Annotated in this window: 19 protein-coding genes; 8 read left to right on the forward strand and 11 right to left on the reverse strand. The window is 54.2% G+C overall.

Annotated features, from left to right (window positions below):
• Positions 1-24 precede the first annotated feature (24 nt).
• Positions 25-1,551, forward strand: a complete 1,527-nt coding sequence (locus tag JHD74_RS16500; protein WP_199063104.1) for a helicase HerA-like C-terminal domain-containing protein — start codon at positions 25-27, stop codon at positions 1,549-1,551.
• Between the two features lie 52 nt (positions 1,552-1,603).
• Here JHD74_RS16500 and JHD74_RS16505 read toward each other — a convergent pair whose 3' ends face one another.
• Complete coding sequence (locus JHD74_RS16505) at positions 1,604-2,065, reverse strand: NUDIX hydrolase (protein ID WP_199063105.1); 462 nt, start codon at positions 2,063-2,065, stop codon at positions 1,604-1,606.
• Positions 2,066-2,355: 290 nt separating this feature from the next.
• On the opposite strand from JHD74_RS16505, the gene JHD74_RS16510 reads away from it, so the two are divergent.
• Together JHD74_RS16510 and JHD74_RS16515 are read left to right on the forward strand one after the other, a co-directional pair.
• The gene (locus tag JHD74_RS16510; protein WP_024527551.1) at positions 2,356-2,931 is read left to right on the forward strand and encodes an aminodeoxychorismate synthase component II; all 576 of its coding nucleotides are present in this window, start codon (positions 2,356-2,358) and stop codon (positions 2,929-2,931) included.
• Positions 2,932-3,025: 94 nt separating this feature from the next.
• Positions 3,026-4,243: an aspartate aminotransferase family protein gene (locus JHD74_RS16515; protein WP_199063106.1), complete on the forward strand. Its 1,218-nt coding sequence runs from the start codon at positions 3,026-3,028 to the stop codon at positions 4,241-4,243.
• A gap of 42 nt (positions 4,244-4,285) precedes the next feature.
• On the opposite strand, the gene JHD74_RS16520 is transcribed toward JHD74_RS16515, so the two are convergent.
• Together JHD74_RS16520 and crp are read right to left on the reverse strand one after the other, a co-directional pair.
• Positions 4,286-6,361: a YccS/YhfK family putative transporter gene (locus tag JHD74_RS16520; RefSeq protein ID WP_065684951.1), complete on the reverse strand. Its 2,076-nt coding sequence runs from the start codon at positions 6,359-6,361 to the stop codon at positions 4,286-4,288.
• A 56-nt stretch (positions 6,362-6,417) separates the two neighbouring features.
• Positions 6,418-7,050 (reverse strand): cAMP-activated global transcriptional regulator CRP, encoded by a 633-nt coding sequence (gene crp, locus JHD74_RS16525; RefSeq protein WP_005969523.1) that lies wholly within the window; start codon positions 7,048-7,050, stop codon positions 6,418-6,420.
• Between the two features lie 381 nt (positions 7,051-7,431).
• Between crp and JHD74_RS16530 the strand changes: the two genes are divergently transcribed.
• Positions 7,432-7,839 (forward strand): OsmC family protein, encoded by a 408-nt coding sequence (locus JHD74_RS16530; protein WP_021181673.1) that lies wholly within the window; start codon positions 7,432-7,434, stop codon positions 7,837-7,839.
• A gap of 2 nt (positions 7,840-7,841) precedes the next feature.
• Here JHD74_RS16530 and JHD74_RS16535 read toward each other — a convergent pair whose 3' ends face one another.
• On the reverse strand, positions 7,842-8,750 hold the full coding sequence (locus JHD74_RS16535; protein ID WP_199063107.1) for a LysR substrate-binding domain-containing protein: 909 nt from the start codon (positions 8,748-8,750) through the stop codon (positions 7,842-7,844).
• A gap of 192 nt (positions 8,751-8,942) precedes the next feature.
• Between JHD74_RS16535 and JHD74_RS16540 the strand changes: the two genes are divergently transcribed.
• Both JHD74_RS16540 and JHD74_RS16545 read left to right on the forward strand, forming a co-directional pair.
• Positions 8,943-10,133, forward strand: coding sequence for an MFS transporter (locus JHD74_RS16540; RefSeq protein ID WP_024530808.1), 1,191 nt, complete (start codon positions 8,943-8,945; stop codon positions 10,131-10,133).
• A gap of 5 nt (positions 10,134-10,138) precedes the next feature.
• On the forward strand, positions 10,139-11,317 hold the full coding sequence (locus JHD74_RS16545) for an amidohydrolase (protein WP_199063108.1): 1,179 nt from the start codon (positions 10,139-10,141) through the stop codon (positions 11,315-11,317).
• Between the two features lie 80 nt (positions 11,318-11,397).
• Here JHD74_RS16545 and JHD74_RS27065 read toward each other — a convergent pair whose 3' ends face one another.
• The 6 genes from JHD74_RS27065 to JHD74_RS16575 form a co-directional block, all read right to left on the reverse strand.
• Entirely contained in the window at positions 11,398-11,631 is a 234-nt protein-coding gene (locus JHD74_RS27065; protein WP_139102373.1) for an ANR family transcriptional regulator, read from the reverse strand.
• Positions 11,632-11,788: 157 nt separating this feature from the next.
• Positions 11,789-12,391, reverse strand: a complete 603-nt coding sequence (locus JHD74_RS16555) for a LuxR C-terminal-related transcriptional regulator (RefSeq protein WP_199063109.1) — start codon at positions 12,389-12,391, stop codon at positions 11,789-11,791.
• Between the two features lie 5 nt (positions 12,392-12,396).
• Positions 12,397-12,924 carry a hypothetical protein gene (locus tag JHD74_RS16560; protein ID WP_199063110.1) on the reverse strand — a complete coding sequence of 176 codons (528 nt, stop codon included), beginning with the start codon at positions 12,922-12,924 and terminating at the stop codon, positions 12,397-12,399.
• Between the two features lie 574 nt (positions 12,925-13,498).
• Positions 13,499-14,368 (reverse strand): phosphoribulokinase, encoded by an 870-nt coding sequence (locus tag JHD74_RS16565; protein ID WP_024530812.1) that lies wholly within the window; start codon positions 14,366-14,368, stop codon positions 13,499-13,501.
• A gap of 151 nt (positions 14,369-14,519) precedes the next feature.
• Positions 14,520-14,753, reverse strand: a complete 234-nt coding sequence (locus tag JHD74_RS16570; protein WP_024530813.1) for a YheU family protein — start codon at positions 14,751-14,753, stop codon at positions 14,520-14,522.
• A complete protein-coding gene (locus tag JHD74_RS16575) occupies positions 14,750-15,730 on the reverse strand; it encodes a hydrolase (RefSeq protein ID WP_199063111.1) in 981 nt (326 codons plus the stop codon). Before JHD74_RS16575 ends, JHD74_RS16570 begins: the two co-directional genes overlap by 4 nt.
• A gap of 117 nt (positions 15,731-15,847) precedes the next feature.
• Between JHD74_RS16575 and JHD74_RS16580 the strand changes: the two genes are divergently transcribed.
• Positions 15,848-16,450: a LysE family translocator gene (locus JHD74_RS16580; RefSeq protein ID WP_021808042.1), complete on the forward strand. Its 603-nt coding sequence runs from the start codon at positions 15,848-15,850 to the stop codon at positions 16,448-16,450.
• Between the two features lie 10 nt (positions 16,451-16,460).
• A complete protein-coding gene (locus JHD74_RS16585) occupies positions 16,461-17,243 on the forward strand; it encodes a PhzF family phenazine biosynthesis protein (protein WP_199063112.1) in 783 nt (260 codons plus the stop codon).
• On the opposite strand, the gene JHD74_RS16590 is transcribed toward JHD74_RS16585, so the two are convergent.
• Entirely contained in the window at positions 17,235-18,215 is a 981-nt protein-coding gene (locus JHD74_RS16590; RefSeq protein ID WP_199063113.1) for a LacI family DNA-binding transcriptional regulator, read from the reverse strand. The genes JHD74_RS16585 and JHD74_RS16590 overlap by 9 nt on opposite strands.
• Positions 18,216-18,387 lie beyond the last annotated feature (172 nt).

An 18,387-nucleotide genomic window follows, 5' to 3' on the forward strand; every position in this document is an offset into this window, starting at 1 on the left:
CGTACTGGGTTATAGGAACAGCAAATGAGCGAAGCACGGATTATTGCCAAAGCGATGAAAGACGGGAAACCGGCACAGGATCTGGTCATTTTGCCTGCCCTGGCTAACCGCCACGGGTTGATCACCGGGGCAACCGGTACGGGTAAAACGGTCACCCTGCAAAAGATGGCGGAGCAGTTCTCACGCATTGGCATTCCGGTATTCCTGGCGGACGTTAAAGGCGACCTGTCAGGCATTGCGATCGAAGGTGTTCCCTCCGAGAAGTTGCAGGCGCGGTTAGCCGCGATTGGCGTTACCGACTGGCAACCCCAAGCCTGTTCGATGATCCCTTGGGATATTTTTGGCGAAAAGGGCCATCCCATCCGTGCCACCATTTCCGATCTTGGCCCGCTGCTGCTTGGCCGCCTGCTGGATCTGAACGAGGTGCAGAGCGGTGTGTTGCAGTTGGTGTTCAAGATCGCCGATGACAACGCCTTACTGCTGCTGGATATGAAAGACCTGCGTGCGATGGTGCAGTACGTCGGGGATAACGCCAAACAGTTTCAAACCCAGTACGGCAACATCTCTTCGGCCTCGATCGGGGCGATACAGCGTGGTTTGCTGACGCTGGAACAGCAGGGGGCCAATCAGTTCTTTGGCGAGCCGATGTTGGATATCAACGATCTGATGAGAACAGACGCCAACGGGCACGGCATTATCAACCTGCTGGCGGCGGATAAGCTGATTAACCAGCCGAAGCTGTATGCGGTGTTTTTGCTGTGGCTACTGGCGGAGCTGTTTGAGCATTTGCCGGAAGTGGGCGATCCGGAGCAGCCAAAGCTGGTGTTTTTCTTCGACGAAGCCCACCTGCTGTTTAACGATGCGCCACCGGCATTGCTGACCAAAATTGAACAGGTGGTGCGCCTGATCCGTTCCAAAGGTGTGGGCATCTACTTTGTCACCCAGAATCCCTTGGATATCCCGGACAGTGTTCTGGGCCAGTTGGGTAACCGTGTCCAGCATGCGCTGCGGGCCTTTACGCCACGCGATCAGAAAGCGGTGAAGGCCGCGGCACAAACCATGCGTGCCAATCCAGACTTTGATGCGGAAACGGCAATCACCGAGCTAGGCGTGGGCGAGGCATTAGTTTCCTTCCTGGATGAGAAAGGGCGGCCGAACGTGGTGGAGCGTGCGATGGTGATCGCTCCGGAATCGAAAATGGGCATGCTGGGGGATGAAGGGATGAACAGCGCCATCAATAAATCCCCGCTCTACGGACGCTATGAAGATATGGTGGATCGTGAGTCTGCCTATGAAAAACTGGCCGCAGGTGGTTTTGCCACTGTGGGTACGCCACAGCCTGAGCAACCGGCTCAGAAACCGGCCGCAGGGCAGGAAAGCGGCGGTGGCTTGATGGGCGGCTTGAACGAGATCCTGTTCGGCTCCACCGGTCCACGTGGCGGTAAACACGACGGCATCGTACAGACCGCCGCCAAGAGCATGGCGCGCGATCTGGGCCGCCAGATCCTGCGCGGCGTTTTAGGCTCGATCATGGGTGGCCGTAAGAAGTAGGTCTGTGAACTCTAACGTAGGGGCGCTGCATTCAGCGCCTACTTAGATAGGCCTATGGCTTAATGATGCTTGTAAGGTAGGCTTCGATATAGACCCGATATTCCTCATCCATATTATGAGGCAGGGCAAGGGGGCTAAAAAAGCTAAACTCCTCACTTTCATCATCATTAATGACAATCTCTCCACAGCCATCTTTTAATTCTGCAGAGTATACGGCGGTGATAACATTAATTTGGTCTTCGTTGGCCAGCGTGAACGTATACTCAGCCCCAGAGAAAACCTCAACGAACTGCATGTCAGAAAAACGCACCCCACACTCTTCATAGGTTTCGCGAATGGCGCACTGCAAGAGTGACTCCCCAGGTTCAAGCAAGCCGCCAGGCAACCCATAGCGACCATCACGGCGCAGTTGAAGAAGAATGCTGCCATCATCACGTGTTATGACGACATTAGCACCAGCAAGCAACAGTAAATCGTGGCCTATTTTCCTTCTTATGGTTTCAACGTAATTCATGACGATTGTTACCTATGGCACTGGGTTGAGTGACCTTATCGCTTCGGGCGGATGACAAAGTGGCAATGCTTCTGAGTGTGCAGGGTAGAACATTAACCCACTGATTATCTGAACGGCTACATCGCGAGCCGGAGTAGGGTATTCTCTTTTCTACTGATTTAAAGTGCTTTGAGTCAGGAAATTAGCCTGTGCTCCACACCGCTATGGGCGTTAAACTCCAGCAAGGCCTGTGTCATAGGCCCAAATCAATATCTGCCGTAACGAGCCTTAATCACGAAGTTAATTTAAACATGCTGCTGCTGATCGATAACTACGACTCTTTTACCTACAACCTCTATCAGTACTTCTGCGAACTGGGTGCAGAAGTGCTGGTGAAGCGTAACGATGAACTGCAACTGGCCGATATCGAGCGGCTGGCACCGCAGCATCTGGTGATCTCCCCTGGCCCCTGTACGCCGAACGAGGCGGGCATCTCTCTGGCTGCCATTCGCCATTTTGCCGGTAAGCTGCCGATCCTTGGGGTCTGCCTAGGTCATCAGGCGTTGGGCCAGGCGTTTGGTGCCGACGTGGTTCGCGCCCGGGAGGTGATGCATGGCAAAACTTCTGCCATCCGCCATAATAATCTCGGCGTGTTCAAGGGATTGAATAATCCGCTGACCGTCACCCGCTACCATTCGCTGATCCTGGATGCTGCCACGTTGCCGGATTGCTTTGAGGTGACCGCCTGGAGCGAACGTGACGGCGAACGCGATGAGATCATGGGGATCCGCCATCGGACGCTGGCGCTGGAAGGTGTGCAGTTCCACCCGGAGAGCATTCTCAGCGAACAAGGGCACCAACTGCTGGATAATTTCCTTGGAAGTTAGCCGTTAGTGGCTTTTTAAGCTTGCCCTTGTTTGGTTTTTTATGCATATTTTGTGATTATATTTTCACTTAATAGTTAGCCGCCTGGAGCCAGTAATGACCGAAAAAACCGCAGTCACCCGCAGCACCTTTGATCAGGTTATCCTGCCTGTTTATGCACCGGCCCAGTTTGTGCCGGTGAAGGGCAAGGGGAGCCGCGTATGGGATCAGCAGGGGAAAGAGTATATCGACTTCTCTGGTGGTATAGCGGTGACTGCGTTGGGGCACTGCCATCCGGCACTGGTTGAGGCTTTAAAGCAGCAGGGCGAAACCTTGTGGCATACCAGCAACGTGTTCACCAATGAGCCCGCGCTGCGCCTGGCCACTAAATTGATCGCTGCTACCTTCGCCGACCGGGTGTTCTTCGCCAACTCGGGTGCAGAGGCTAACGAGGCGGCTTTCAAGCTCGCTCGCCATTATGCCATCACCCGTCATAGCCCGTATAAGACCAAGATCATCGCGTTTAACAACGCTTTCCATGGCCGTACGCTGTTCACCGTTTCCGTGGGTGGGCAGCCAAAATATTCCGACGGCTTTGGGCCGAAACCGGCCGATATCGTGCATGTGCCCTTCAACGATCTGGCCGCGGTGAAAGCGGTGATGGACGATCACACCTGTGCGGTAGTGATGGAGCCTATTCAGGGGGAAGGGGGCATTACTGCCGCCGATCCTGTCTTCCTCAAGGGCGTGCGTGAACTCTGCGATCAACATCAGGCGCTGCTGGTATTTGATGAAGTGCAAAGCGGTATGGGCCGCAGCGGCAAGCTGTTTACATATATGCGTTACGGCATTACGCCAGATATCCTCACCACCGCTAAAGCGCTGGGCGGTGGTTTCCCGGTGAGTGCGATGCTGACTACCGAAGAGATCGCCTCGGTGATGCAGGTTGGCACTCATGGTACTACCTACGGCGGTAACCCACTGGCCTGTGCAGTGGCAGAGGCAGCGTTGGACGTTATCAACACGCCAGAGGTGCTAAGCGGGATTGAGCAGCGTCACGGGCTGTTTGTGCAGGCTTTGCAGGAAATTGGTAAAAAATACGATGTGTTCAGCGATATTCGTGGCATGGGGCTGTTGATTGGTGCAGAACTGAAGGCGGGCTATCACGGCAAAGCGCGCGATTTTCTCACTGCCGCCGCTGCGCGTGGCTTGATGATCCTCAACGCTGGGCCAAACGTGATCCGTTTTGCTCCTTCGTTGGTGGTTGAGCTGAAAGATATCGACGAAGGCATGGCGCTGTTCGAATTGGCCGTACAGGATGTGATTAAGGCTTAAGTCATTTGCCGGGGCCGAACTTCAGCATCGGCTCCGGCAACCTCAGCTTTCCCGCAGTTTGCGCTTCAGCCAGATCCCATGATGTGGGCGCTGGCGCCATGCCAGTGACGAAATGGTATGCATCACGGTCAGGTGAGAAAGGATCCGCCGCAGGTGGCGTTCCATCTCGGTGATCGGCATGTCTGGGTGCAGATCCGGCGGCTTCATGATGCTATTGCTGGTACTTGGGCCGTCATATTCCAACCGCTGCTGGCAGCTCTGCAAGGCTATCTCACAGGTTTGCAGATACTCCTGAGCCAGCTTGGGCGTCAGCATATAGTGCTCGCGCGCCAGAATGGTCATCGCATTCAGGTGTTCAACGATAAACTGGTTATGGGTGATCCACAGCCGCATATCTGCCAGATAATTCGATTCAAACCCCGGCTCCTGCATCGCCTGATTGAGCGAGGTAAACAGGGCGTTATGCGCCTGGTTGACCTGCATACGCGTGTAGGCCAGTTCACTGGGGTCCGGTTCCTGCTCTTCCAGCAATAATCGCAGTGCCGTCTGATCGTGCTCTAGCGCCTGATGGGCGTTTTTACGCAGCAGGCCACTCTGCCACTGCGGCCATAGCCAGATCGTGCCGCCAAACACCAGTACGCAGCCAATAAGGGTATCGATCAGGCGGGGAACCAGGAAATGGGTGCCATTCAGCGCCAGGAGCTGCAAGGTGTAGACTGCGGTCACGGTAAAGCCCATCACCGCCAGCCCGTAATTTTTCCGCAGGATCAGATAGGCCGCCAAGGTGATAGCCAACATGATGCTCAGCGTCACGTTCTCCGGCATCTGCAGTTGCAGCAGTCCGGCGGCAATCACCAACCCGGCCAACGTGCCGAGGGCACGGTGCTGGATCCTCACCCGCGTGGCGTTATAGCCGTTTTGACTGACCAGCATGATGGTCAGCAAAATCCAATAGGGTTTTGGCAGGTTGAACAGCATGCCCAGGCTACTGCCTGCCGCCAGAATGACCCCCAGCCTGGCGGCGTTGCGCAGGGCGTTGGATTTAAACGACAGATAGCTCACCACCGCGGGCCAGAACGGCAGACGTGACTGATTGGCCATCAGATTGCGGCGGTAAAGCGGGTGCTGGGTGCGCAGCAGGCGTGCGATGCGGCTGAAGTGGTAATAGCAGAACTGGCCAACCGGGTTATCGGCGTGCTGTGAGGCCACTTTTTCCAGCGCCGCCAGCTCATTCTTCATACTGAAACGCGCAGAGTGCCGATGATAGAGAATATCGTCGGCCACCACCCGCAGGCGCGTGGCGATCACCTGGGCGTTGCGGCGGATAATCGCTTCGGCCTGGCTTTGCTCTACCAGCTTTTGTACTTCTTCCGGCAGATGCAGGCTGACGGTGATGTGCTCTTGCAAATCGAGCGCCACCTGAAACGTACGTTGCAGGCGCTTTTGCTCCAGGTTATTGGCATGGGGCAGGAAATTAAGCTGTTGGTATAGCAGACTGATCAGGTCCATCACTTTCTGTTGGCGTTGCAACAGCGGCGGCAGGGCAGTTTCTGGATCGGTATGTTGCGTCAGTAATGAGTATTTGGCTTCAAAATAGTCGGCCAACTGCATATACAGCTGGCTTAAGGATTCGCGCATCGGCTGCTCTTTCCACAGCTTGAACCAGGCCCAGGTAAACAACCCGTACCAGGCGGTGCCGACGATATACAGTAAAGGGGCATGCCAGATTGGCACGGTGCCTACCATGCTGAGGGAAAAGATGGCGGCAACCAGTGCGGCTGGTAGCAGGCGGGCATGCAGCGGACTGATCTCACCGCTGACGCCGAGCAACAGCGCCATTCCCAGCATCAGTAAGGGTAGGGGAAGGTCCCACAGCAGGGCTTGTTGCAGCAGAAAGCTACTGAGTGCGAATAGGGAGCCACCCACGACCAGGCGTTTGAAAAAGCGTTTGTGAGGCGTGTCCAGCCCGGCAATGTTGCAGCAGGCGGGCACCAACGAGAACAGCATGCCGAGTTGCAGGTTGCCAATCAGCAAACCAAACGCCACCGGCAGGCACAACACCAGCGTTTGCCGCAGTGCGTAGTTGACTTCCGGATGGTAGATCAGGCGGCGCCACATGGTTGGCTATTCAGTAGGTAAAGAAACGGCGCATTGCTGCACCGTTTCCCTGGGGATTAACGCGTACCGTACACGACAATGGTTTTGCCGTGCGCGGAGATCAGGTTTTGATCTTCGAGCATTTTCAAAATACGACCGACGGTTTCACGTGAGCAACCGACGATTTGGCCAATTTCCTGGCGGGTGATTTTGATCTGCATGCCGTCTGGGTGAGTCATGGCATCAGGTTGTTTTGCCAGGTTCAGCAAGGTCTGAGCAATGCGGCCGGTAACGTCAAGGAAGGCGAGGTTACCCACTTTCTCTGAGGTGACTTGCAGGCGGTTAGCCATCTGTGCGGACAGGCGCATCAGGATATCCGGGTTAACCTGGATCAACTGGCGGAATTTCTTGTAGGAAATTTCAGCCACTTCACAGGCGGTTTTGGCCCGTACCCAGGCGCTACGCTCCTGGCCTTCTTCAAATAATCCTAGCTCGCCGATGAAATCCCCCTGGTTAAGGTAGGACAGGATCATCTCTTTGCCTTCTTCATCTTTAATCAGCACCGCGACGGAGCCTTTGACGATGTAGTAAAGCGTTTCGGCCTTTTCACCTTGGTGAATCAGCGTACTCTTCGATGGATATTTGTGGATATGGCAATGAGACAGGAACCATTCGAGAGTCGGGTCTGTTTGCGGTTTGCCGAGAACCATTCGCTGTTATCCTCTGTTGTTATCGCTGCCTTGTATCACAGGGGTCAGAGTTCCCTGTAAAACGTGCTTATAGCCCGGTGTTTTAATTGTGGCTATCAACAGGTTTTGAGGCGTGTTATAGAAATACGCTTGTGCTCTAGCATATTAACTTGCAGGGAGAGCTGCAAGCTACATTCTGTTAACAAACCAATATAGGGGCCTTTCCTTGGACATATCCCTGAAATCGGTGACCTGGAAAGAGTTATTGCGGCTCTGTTTGTAGCACAGAGTGAGGCGGGTGTCTTGTGTTGTCTCGCTTCAGCATGATTAGGGTCAGGTTACGTTGCCAGAATGTATGCGAAAGCGTACCCTGTTTTTAAGAAATTAACCGGAGTGTGTAACATGCAGGCAAGAGTTAAGTGGGTAGAAGGGCTGACATTCCTGGGTGAGTCTGCGTCCGGCCACCAGGTTTTGATGGATGGCAACGCGGGCGATAAAGCGCCAAGCCCAATGGAAATGGTGTTGATGTCCGTCGGCGGTTGTAGCGCCATTGATGTAGTGTCGATCCTGCAAAAAGGACGTAACGATGTGCGTGACTGCGAGGTAAAACTGACCTCTGAGCGCCGTGAAGAAGCGCCACGTCTATTTACCCATATCAACCTGCATTTTATTGTCACCGGCAAAGGGCTGACTGATAAGATTGTAGAGCGCGCGGTGGATCTTTCCGCCGAGAAATACTGCTCAGTCTCCTTGATGCTGGGTAAAGCCGCCAGTATCACCCACAGCTTTGAAATCCGCGAAGTAGCCTGATCCTACCAAGGGTAGCGCAGACAGTGGGCACGCAATAAATCAAGAAATCGCCGTGCCGTTACGGTTAGCGGCGATTTCTGTGAATACAGCACGCAATATTGCGCCTGCGGCAGCGTGTTGATAGGCAATGCCACCAGCCGATGCTGCAAATGGAACGGTGCACTCATCGCCCGCGCCACGATAGTCAAATAATCCGCCTCTAACACCATGTTCAAGCCACAGGTCACTGAATCCGAGCGAATGGGCGAACGGCTCAGTTGCTGATAGAAGGTGCCCAACACCGCGCGCAACTGCTGGTAATAACCCATATCAGTTTCCGGTAATAGCCACTTGGCCTCACGCAGTTCGTCCAGCGAGGTTGCCTGCGCCAGTGGGTGCCCCTGGCGTGCGATAATGCAAAAAGAGGCGCTGAACAGCGGTTCACGCACCAGATCCTCCAGCGGCAGTTCCGGGCTGACGGTACCCACGGCAAAATCCAGGCGGCCTTCGCGCAATGCTGGCAGCAGCGTAGAAAGCTGTGCTTCGCGGATCAGCAGATTGGCCTGCGGAAACGGCTGTTTGAAGGCTTCGACCAGTTCCGGTAATACCGTGAGAGCGAGTAGTGAAGAGCAGCCAATGGCGACGTTACCTTGCGAATGCTGATTCAACTGCTGGATCTCGTCGGCGGCGCGTTGCAACTCTTCCAGGATCAACTGCATCCGCAGGGCAAAGGCGCGGCCGGTTTCGGTCAGCGTCATTCCCTGGCTGCTGCGATTGATCAACTGGGTTTCCAGGATCTGTTCCAGTTCACGGATGGTACGGCTCACGGCGGGCTGAGACTGCTCCAGCGCGCGCGCCGCCCCGCGAATACTGCCGCTGCGGATCACCTGCTGGAAAACTTTCAACTGTTGTAACTTCGGTAAATAGCGCATTCCCCACCCTATCAATAAAAAGCATCACCCCTTACAAAATTGTATCTTATGCCACTCGGCAAAAGGCGATAATTTCAGCATGTTATTGTAAGTGACTGTTATTAAAACTATAAAGTGACCTTGATCACATTATTAAACTACGCCTGCCCTGCGGGTGGGCTGCCTGGGTGATAACTTAAAGGAATATCGGCAATGAAGAATCGTTCGCTAATGATTTTTTTGCTGTTTGTGGGCTATGTCGTGGTGTACATCGATAAAACCGTGATGGGTTTTGCGCTGTTACCTATCGAGCGCGAGTTCAATCTACAGCCGGAACAGCTGGGCTACATTACCGGGATGTTTTTCCTGGCCTATTCCCTGTTCCAGATACCGGCGGGCTGGCTCAATGACCGCTTTGGCTTTAAGAAAGTGCTGTGCAGTTCGTTACTGCTGCTGGGGGGATTTGCCCTGTGCTTCGGCATTCTGGGGTTCGGCCTGGGCCTGCTGGTGACGTTCCGCTTTTTGTCCGGTATTGGCCACTCTGGCTATCCGTGTTCCTGCGCCAAGGCGGTGGTGGCGAATTTCCCACTGGAACAGCGCACCTTCGCGCAGTCCATTCTGCTGTCCTCCGCCGGATTGGCGATGACCGTCGGGCCGCTGGTCGCGGTCTATTGCCTGGATCACATCGGCTGGCGTGGGTCGTTCTCTGCGCTTGGCCTGTTGGCATTCGTGATTGCTGCCTGCATCTTGTGGCTGGTTCCCAATCCGCCACAGGCGGCACCCGCCAAAGCTGGGGCCGCCGCAGCCAACTATAAGGCCCTGCTGAAAAACCCAATCGTGTTGCTGCTGTTTGTGGCGATCTTCTGTATCAACATCCCGTCGTACGGCCTGATGGCCTGGCTGCCGAAATTCCTGGTACAGCAGCGGGGAATGCCAATTGACGTTTCCAGCATGGTGGTAGCCGCCGGTGGTCTGGGGATCTGGATCTCCTCACTCGGTACCGGCTGGCTGGTTGGGCGCTATCTGCAAGGGCGTGAGCCGTGGGTGATCTTCTTCAGTTCTCTGCTCAGCGCCTTGTGCATCTGGCTGGTGTTTACCAGCGAATCAGCGCTGACGGCCAGCCTGTTCTTGTTCCTGGGTTATATCTTCCTGATGGCCTCGTTCGTTACGGTGTTTACCCTGCCGATGAAGCGCCTGCCTGCGGAAGTAATGGGTGCAGCGATGGGGCTGATTAACACCGGCGGCACCTTGGGCGGCTTTGTGGCCCCTATCGCCATGGGGTATCTGATCACTATCAGCCATAACTATATGACGACGTTTATCTTTTTAGCACTGGCTATGGTGGTTTCCGGGCTGGTGATCCTGCCATTGGCGGGTAAAGCACGCCAACCGGCACTGAATTAAGGAGTATGAAAATGAACATTGAACAACTGATTGCCGGCGTGGAACAACAGGTCTTGCAGTGGCGCCGCCACCTGCATGCCAATCCGGAGTTGTCATTCCAGGAAGCGCAGACGGCAGATTACATTGCCGGGCAGTTGGCCAGCCTTGGCCCGTTGAAGATCGCTCGTCCTACGCCAAATAGCGTGGTGGCCGAGTTGCAGGGCGCAGCACCAGGGCCATGCTATGCATTGCGCGCCGATATTGATGCTTTGCCGATCCAGGAAGAAAGCGACGAGCCTTTCTGCTCAACCCGGCCAGGGGTGATGCATGCCTGCGGCCATGATGCCCACAGCGCGATGTTGCTGGGGGCGGCCAGCGTGCTTTGCCAGTTGCAGGCGCAGTTGCAAGGTTCAGTGCGCTTTATCTTCCAGCATGCCGAAGAAGTGCCGCCGGGCGGAGCCCAACAGCTAGTGGATTTAGGGGTTCTGGATGGCGTGAAGATGATCTTCGGCCTGCATGTCATGCCCAACTTCCCGACCGGTGAGGTAGGGATGAAGCAGGGCGTATTCAGTGGCTCCAGCGATAACTTCGATATTGTGCTGCAGGGGAAGGGGGGGCATGGCTCGATGCCGCATCTGTGTATCGATCCGGTGCCGATTGGTGCGGAGATCGTTAGCGCTTTGCAGCAGATCGTGGCACGTAAGCTGGATCCGTTAAATGCACCGGTGTTGACGGTGGCGACCTTCCAGGCGGGTGACAGCTATAACGTCATCCCAGACAGCGCGCGGCTGGCGGGAACGCTACGTACTCATAACCAGGAAGTACGTGAGCGAGTGCCGCTGTTGGTTGAGCAAACCGTCGCTGGGATCTGCCAGGCGCACGGTGCCAGCTACAAGGTTGACTGGACGCGTGGCTATACCATCGGCAATAACCACCCTGATGCCTGCGCCATTGCGCGCGAGGTGGTGGCCGAAGCCGTGGGGCCACAAGCGCTGCGGGAATTGACCTCCGCGATGTTTGGCAGCGAGGATTTCTCCTCCTATCAGGAGAAAGTGCCGGGGTGCTTCCTGTTTATCGGCAGTGGTAACGAGGCGATCGGTGCCACCTATGGCGTGCATAATCCCCGTTTTAAACTGGACGAGGCAGCGATGCAGATTGGGGTGAAACTGCACGTCGGTTTTATCCGCCATCTGTTGATGCGTTAACAACGGTGGGCGCGGTACTAAGAAATTTTCCGCGCCTATAGCTTCGCCGATACGCAGTGTCAGATGTACAAATCTGTTGCTTAGCCTATCTCTAGATGCAATTCGCTTATGGGCATCCCCTGCCGTTCTGATCTTCGACGACAAAACTCAGATCGGCAGGTTGCCCAGGCTCGATTCTCGCAAGAGGCGGCCTTCAGGGACGCAAGAAACCATAAATTCTGTGCCTCTCCCCACACTTCTTCGCGTTCTCTCTCTGATGCCTGTTTAGCCAACTGAGAAAACACCGCTTGTTCCCCCCTAATGAACATAATCATTAAAGGGAACGCACACGCATGGCGTAATTGGTGTAACTTTCAGGGATGTTATTGAGCCTCCCTTTTCCCTGCAGAGATACGCTGACCCACGGCTGATTGGTATTTCCGCCATTATTTCTCATCATCGTGTGTTCTCCATCTTCACTGTCATAGACTTTTAAAAATAAGGTGATAATAGAAAGGCCTGCATATTACGCACACCTAACTTCTTTAATCCCTGGAGTTTGTAATGGCTGACTGTCTTGACGTTTACTCCCAAAGATTTACCTACTTGCACCGGTCTATTTCCTGATATAAGGGCGCTGAGGACCGCGTATTCTCTAGAACTTAACCCCTGCCACTCAAAGGGCAAAGAGGGTTGTTCATTCCCGGTTAGAATGGCCTCGAGCTGCAAGCGCAATGCCGACACCGAGTAAGAGAGGTCTAAGCCACCTACCACTTTGAACGGACTGATTAAATACCGTATGTAGGACATGTCAGCTGTCTCCAAGGTGAGCAATACCAAACACTGTGGGTGATGTTGGTATATCCGTTTCATGAACTGCTCTACTTCTCTCATACGGCCCGGAGGAAAAAGTTGTGGTGATAACAACAACAGATCTACAGAGACAAGTTCTTTTTCAAGATCACAAATATCTTCAGCATCAATCACATCATAGGCCGGCGACAGCAGCGTCTTCAGCCCCTGACGCGTAAAAGGGCATTGATGCACCAGGACTACTGTCTGCCTCGGTGTTGTTTCTCGAGTCAATGAAGTCATCTTTATTACGCCCTCCAGCGAAGCGTATTAGCACCCGGGCGAGTCTCACGGGAAAAATTCCTGAGATTCTTTTGAGGTGAAGGTAAAAAAGAGTCTTTTTTCAGCAAAATTGAGGCCAATATTGACAATGGGGTTGCGCTGCTAAGGATCGCATCGGCCTGTTGGCAGACACACGGCAGGGTCGACAATTGATAAGCGATTTCCGTATCGAATAGGATAAGTGTTCGCCATTCAGGTGAGCAGGTGGCATAGAAGCTGTCGAGAGTACGACATGCGGAATGCGTTACACCCTTTGTGACATGAAGCACAACCGTATCCGGTTTTAGCCAGCCCGCCTGAAAAAGGGGGGATTGTGGATAAATCATAGGTATCAACAATGGTGTAAGGCGGTAATGTACCCCCTCACGCTCGAGCATAGCTTCCACCGCTGCCGCCATGTAGGCGTAAGGGGATATAATTACGATATTTTTATTACCCATAGTTACTTTCCTATATTTATCAGTATCTCCACCACGGCGACTTGCCAGTGACATGTTTAAAAAAAACCTCACCAAAGGTTGTAAAAGGGCCAGTACGCAATAGTGCTATGATCGAAGTAGTTAAATTAACGTTGTCTTGATTCAGTATTGAATTAATGTCTGTTTGCATTATCAACAGCTACTACGGGAAGAGATACATTTACTCTATTAATAAAAAAACAAAACTCACCTAAAGACATTGCTTTGCCTATGGTTTTTATTAATTAATTAAAATACAATGAGATAGTGGATTTCTTAAGCTAATCTTAACCCCTTTGAAGAGAGATGTATAAACGAACTGATGCGGGAGTTAAGGAACAACCTCCATGAAAGAGCACTGAATTTCGAGTCATTTATCTTGGCTATTATGAAACAGTTAGTCGCTTTGAATGTAAAACAAGGCGGTGTAGGTTATTCGGGAGGAATTAGTTGTAGGAAATAAGCTGACTATCCAGCTCATCGCAATATCAAAAAAAGAGGGTGCCTGTTTCTGATGACGAGTTGATTGTCTTTCTAAAAAGGAGAAGGCCCACGGATGGGCCCGAATAGCTATGTGCAGGTATTAACGCAGACGACGGGTATGATGACTTTACTCGATTTTCTTGCCTTCCATCAGCCGCTGCACCAGCGGTGCCATGATCAGTTCCATTGCCAGCCCCATCTTGCCGCCAGGCACCACCAGCGTATTAATATGCGAGATAAACGATCCTTGCAGCATTGCCAGCAGGTAAGGGAAGTCGATCTGATCTAGGCCACGGAAGTGGATCACTACCAAGCTTTCGTCCAGAGAGGGGATCGCCTTGGCGGCAAACGGGTTTGAGGTATCCACCGTCGGGACGCGCTGGAAGTTGATATGGGTACGCGAGAACTGTGGCGTGATGTAGCTAATGTAATCCTCCATCGAACGGACCACCGAGTCCATCACCGCTTCACGTGAATGGCCACGCTCGCCGGTATCGCGGATCAGCTTCTGGATCCACTCCAGGTTGACGATTGGCACCACGCCGACCAGCAGATCGACATGCTTGGCCACGTCGATCTGATCGGCCACTACGCCTCCGTGCAGCCCTTCGTAGAACAGGATATCCGTGGGGGCGGGCAATGGCTCCCAAGGCGTGAATGTGCCAGGTACCTGGTTGTAAGGCACCGCCTCGTCGTAGGTATGCAGATATTTGCGTGAGCGGCCGGTACCGTTCTTGCCGTATTCGATAAAGCTCTGCTCCAGCAGGCCAAAGTCGTTGGCTTCCGGGCCGAAGTAGCTGATATGGCGACCCATATCGCGGGCTTTACGGATTGCCGCATCCATTTCCGGCCGGGTGTAACGGTGGAAGCTGTCGCCTTCCAGCTGGGCAGCGCGCAGGTTTAGCTGCTGAAAAATCTTGCGGAACGCCAAGCTGGTGGTGGTGGTGCCGGCTCCGCTGGAACCGGTCACCGCGATAACGGGATGTTTGGCAGACATGATCGAGGGTCACTCCGTATTAAATGCGCAGGCTCAGAATAAGATTTTTAGTATGGCTGATGCCCTTTCGCCCAAGGCGAAATTGTGCGCGTTGGTTTGCAATACTGCATTGTTACCTGATTTTTTCCCTCAGTCATAGCATGCAATAAGACTAAATTTCCTCCTGCCCGGCGCGGATCTGCCCGCGAGGCATGATGTTGACGGTTTCATGTAGCTCTGACCACACCAGCACCACTTCGCCGCTTTTCAACTGGCGGCGCACGTCGTCGACCTTCTGTTCCAGCGAACGTTCGTGCTCGCCATAGTCGGTTCCTTCGCGTAATACAAAGGATTCGATCAGGCTGTTGAGGGTCTCTTGTTCAATGTCTTGCCAGGGAATAATCACTTGGTGGGTTCCAAAAAAGGAGAAAGCCAGGCTGGGATACGTTGCTCCAGCCACATTTGTGGTTTTTTCAAGGTGCCGCCGACAAAGCCGACGTGGCCACCGCACTCCGTCAGCTGATATTCGATATTAGGCGGCAGGCTGGCGAGGTCGGGGATCACCGCATCGGTCATAAACGGATCGTCTTTAGCGTGAATGATCAGCAGCGGCGTGGTGATCTGCGGCAACAGCGGCAGGGCGCTGCAGCGGCGATAGTAATCGACCGCGTCGCTGAAGCCGTGAATGCGCGAGGTGATCACATCATCAAACTCGCGAATGCGCCGCAGCTTGTTCAGTTGCGACAAATCCAACGGTAAGGTGCCTGGATAGTGCAGCAGCTTGCGGGTGGCATTTTGCTTGAGTTGGCCTAGCAGGTAGTGCTGATAAACGCGTGAGAATCCCTGTTCCATGCGGATCGAGCAAGGTTCCAGCATCAGCGGGGCGGAAACGACCACTGCCGCCTGTAGCAGACTGTCATTGCCCTGTTGGGCCAGATAATAGGCCAGCATATTGCCGCCAAGAGAAATCCCGACCGCCGCCGTTGGCACTTCGCCAAAGCTGTCACGCAGCCAGCGCAGGAAGAAGCGGGCATCTTCCGTTTCGCCGGAATGGTAGATGCGTTGCTTACGGTTGGGCACACCGCTGCAACCACGAAAATGCATCACCACGCCCAACCAGCCTTGCTCGCGCCAGGCGTTGAGCAGCCCATGTGCGTAAGGGCTGTAAAAATTACCCTCTAACCCATGGAACAGCACCACGCGAGGTTTATCGCGCGCCAGTTGCGGATCTTCACTCCAGGCCAGATCGACGAAATCGCCGTCCGGCAACTCCAGCCGTTGCCAATGGGGTTGCAGCAGTACGCGGCGGCGCACCAGCCGTGGCAGCAGGGTTTGCAGGTGTGGATTACTGGCCCCGGTCAGGGGGCGAAAGGATTCATACATAATGAATAAAATTCTTGTTGGCGGCTATTGTGTGATCCGAACCGCACTGTTAGCTTCAAACACATGTATTAGCAATCATACTGCAAAAAAGTCATTTGGGTGAGGAGCACCCGCTTCATGGAACTGAGTTTATTTCTTTCGATGCTAGGCTTCCTGTGGGTGGCCGCGATCACCCCTGGCCCCAACAATATGTTGCTCACCACCTCAGGTGCCAATTTCGGCTTTATGCGTTCATTATGGCTGATGATCGGCATCATGCTGGGCATGCAAAGTATCCTGGTGTTGGTGGCATTTGGCGTTGGTGGGTTGATCCTGATTTATCCTTCCTTGCACTTGATCTTGAAAATCCTCGGTAGCCTTTATCTGTTGTGGCTGGCGTGGAAAGTGGCGACGGCGGCCTATGAAAAGCTGGAAACCGACGCGCCGCCACCAAAGCCGGTGCGTCTGTACCAAGGCTGGCTGTTGCAATTCCTCAACCCCAAGGCCTGGCTGATGGCGCTAGGGGCGGTGGCGAGCTTCAGCCTGGCGGGGGATAAATACAACCACTCCATTCTGGCTATCGCCTTCGGTATCTTTGCCGTCAATATCGTGGCTGGGATTATCTGGTTGGGTTTTGGTACGGTGATTGGCCGCCTGCTGCGCAGCAAGAAGGCCTGGATTATCTTTAACGTGTCGATGGGGCTGCTAACCGCCGCCTGTGTATTACTGATTTGGCATTGAGGGAACGCTGATGAACGAAAACTATTTCCATGTGGACGCCTTTATCGGCGAGGGACTGCGGGGCAACCCGGCCGGTGTCTGCCTGCTGCAACAATCGCTGGAGGCGGCACAGATGCAGGCCATCGCCAACGACCTGAACCTGCCGGAAACCAGCTTTGTCTGGGAGGATGGTGACATGTACGCGATCCGCTGGTTCACGCCAACGCGGGAAGTGGATCTCTGCGGACATGCCACTTTGGCTACGGCGCACGTGCTGTTAAACGTAGCCAACCCGGCTTTGAGCGATATCCGTTTTCGTTCCGCCAGCGGTGAGCTGTATGTCAAACGCGATGTGGCCGACGGTGAGAGGCTGATCCTGGATTTCCCTTCTCGCCCACCACAGAAGATTGCTGAACCGCCACGGTTGGCCGCTTTGCTCGGTGTGCAACCGCAGGAAGTGTGGCGAGCCCAGTCGCTGATGGCGGTATTGGCCGATGAGGCGCAGGTCAGGGCGGTACAGCCTGCGATCGCCGAGCTGATTGACCACCTTGGCTGTGGCGTGATCGTCACGGCTCCGGGCGATGAAGTAGATTTTGTCTCGCGCTATTTCTCGCTGGATCGCAGCGAGGATCCGGTCACCGGCTCCGCCCATTGCATACTGATGCCTTACTGGACGGCGCGTCTTGGCCGCCACGTATTGCATGCCAAGCAGCTATCATCACGCGGTGGTGAACTGTTTTGCGAACTGCAAGGGGAGCGTACCTTGCTGGGTGGCCACGCACGTATTTTCTTGCGCGGCACGATTTCAGGTTGAACTCCGTTCCAGCAGTTGCCAATCCAGCACGTCGTGGCAAGGAGGCAACTGCTGGCCCTGAATTTTCTCCAGCAGCAACTGCACGCTGCGCACGCCGAACTGATGCATGGGCTGTACGATGGTGGTCAGCGGCGGAGTGGTGATGCTGCCAAAAGGCACACCGTCAAATCCCATTACCGCGATATCTTCTGGAATACGCAAGCCCTGCTGATGCAAGGTACTCATCGCGCCTCCGGCAATCACATCTGAAATGGCAAATACCGCATCTGGCCGCGGCCCTTCTGCTAGCAAATCACTCATCGCCTTGGCTCCAGCGGCGTAGTCCAGCCCTTCGACGTATTCGACCCGGCAATAGTCCAGCCCCAGCTCTGCCAACGCCTGCCGGTAGCCCTGCTCCCGCTGTTGTGAATACAGATAACGCATATCACCATTGAGCAACGCGATCCGTTGGCGGCCCTTGGCGGCCAAGTGCTGCACACCGGCCATGGCGGCCTGGTGATTATCGATGGTGACGGAGGAGGCGCGGAATTGGGTATCCCCTTCGCCGCATTGTACCCAGGGGAAATCACCGATCATGGCGGTCAGCCCCGGCAAACAGCTGATGGCATCCATGGTGATCACCCCGTCAACCACCTTGCCACTCAGCAGGCTGAGGTAGGCGGATTCACGGGTGGGATTGGATTCCGAGTTGCACAGCAGAATATGGTAACCGTGGCGTTCGGCCTCTTCTTCGATACCGCGTACCACCAGTGAGCAAAAGGGGTTGGTGATATTGGACACCAGCACCAACAGCATCCCGCTGCGGGCAGTGCGCAGTTGGCGTGCCAGCAGATTGGGTTGATAGTCACACGCGCGGATCGCCGCCAGGACCTTATCGCGAGTGGCCGGTTTGACGATCTGTTGGCCGTTCAACACCCGTGAGACGGTGGCCGCTGAGACGCCAGCGATTTTCGCCACCTTTGCTATCGACATGGTTTGCTTTTCCTTCTGCCCGTTTGCCTCGCACAGTATGCGGCAAAAAGTACGATCACTACGAAGAGTTTGTGACAGCGATTACAAATTCATCCTCTACCTGCTTTTAATCATATCAATCCGGTTGCCGAAAAAAAGAAATCGATTACATTTTATTTATCGCAAAATGAAA

The organism is Serratia sp. ASV30 (assembly GCF_016428815.1).
GTDB classification, from domain to species: domain Bacteria; phylum Pseudomonadota; class Gammaproteobacteria; order Enterobacterales; family Enterobacteriaceae; genus Chania; species Chania fonticola_C.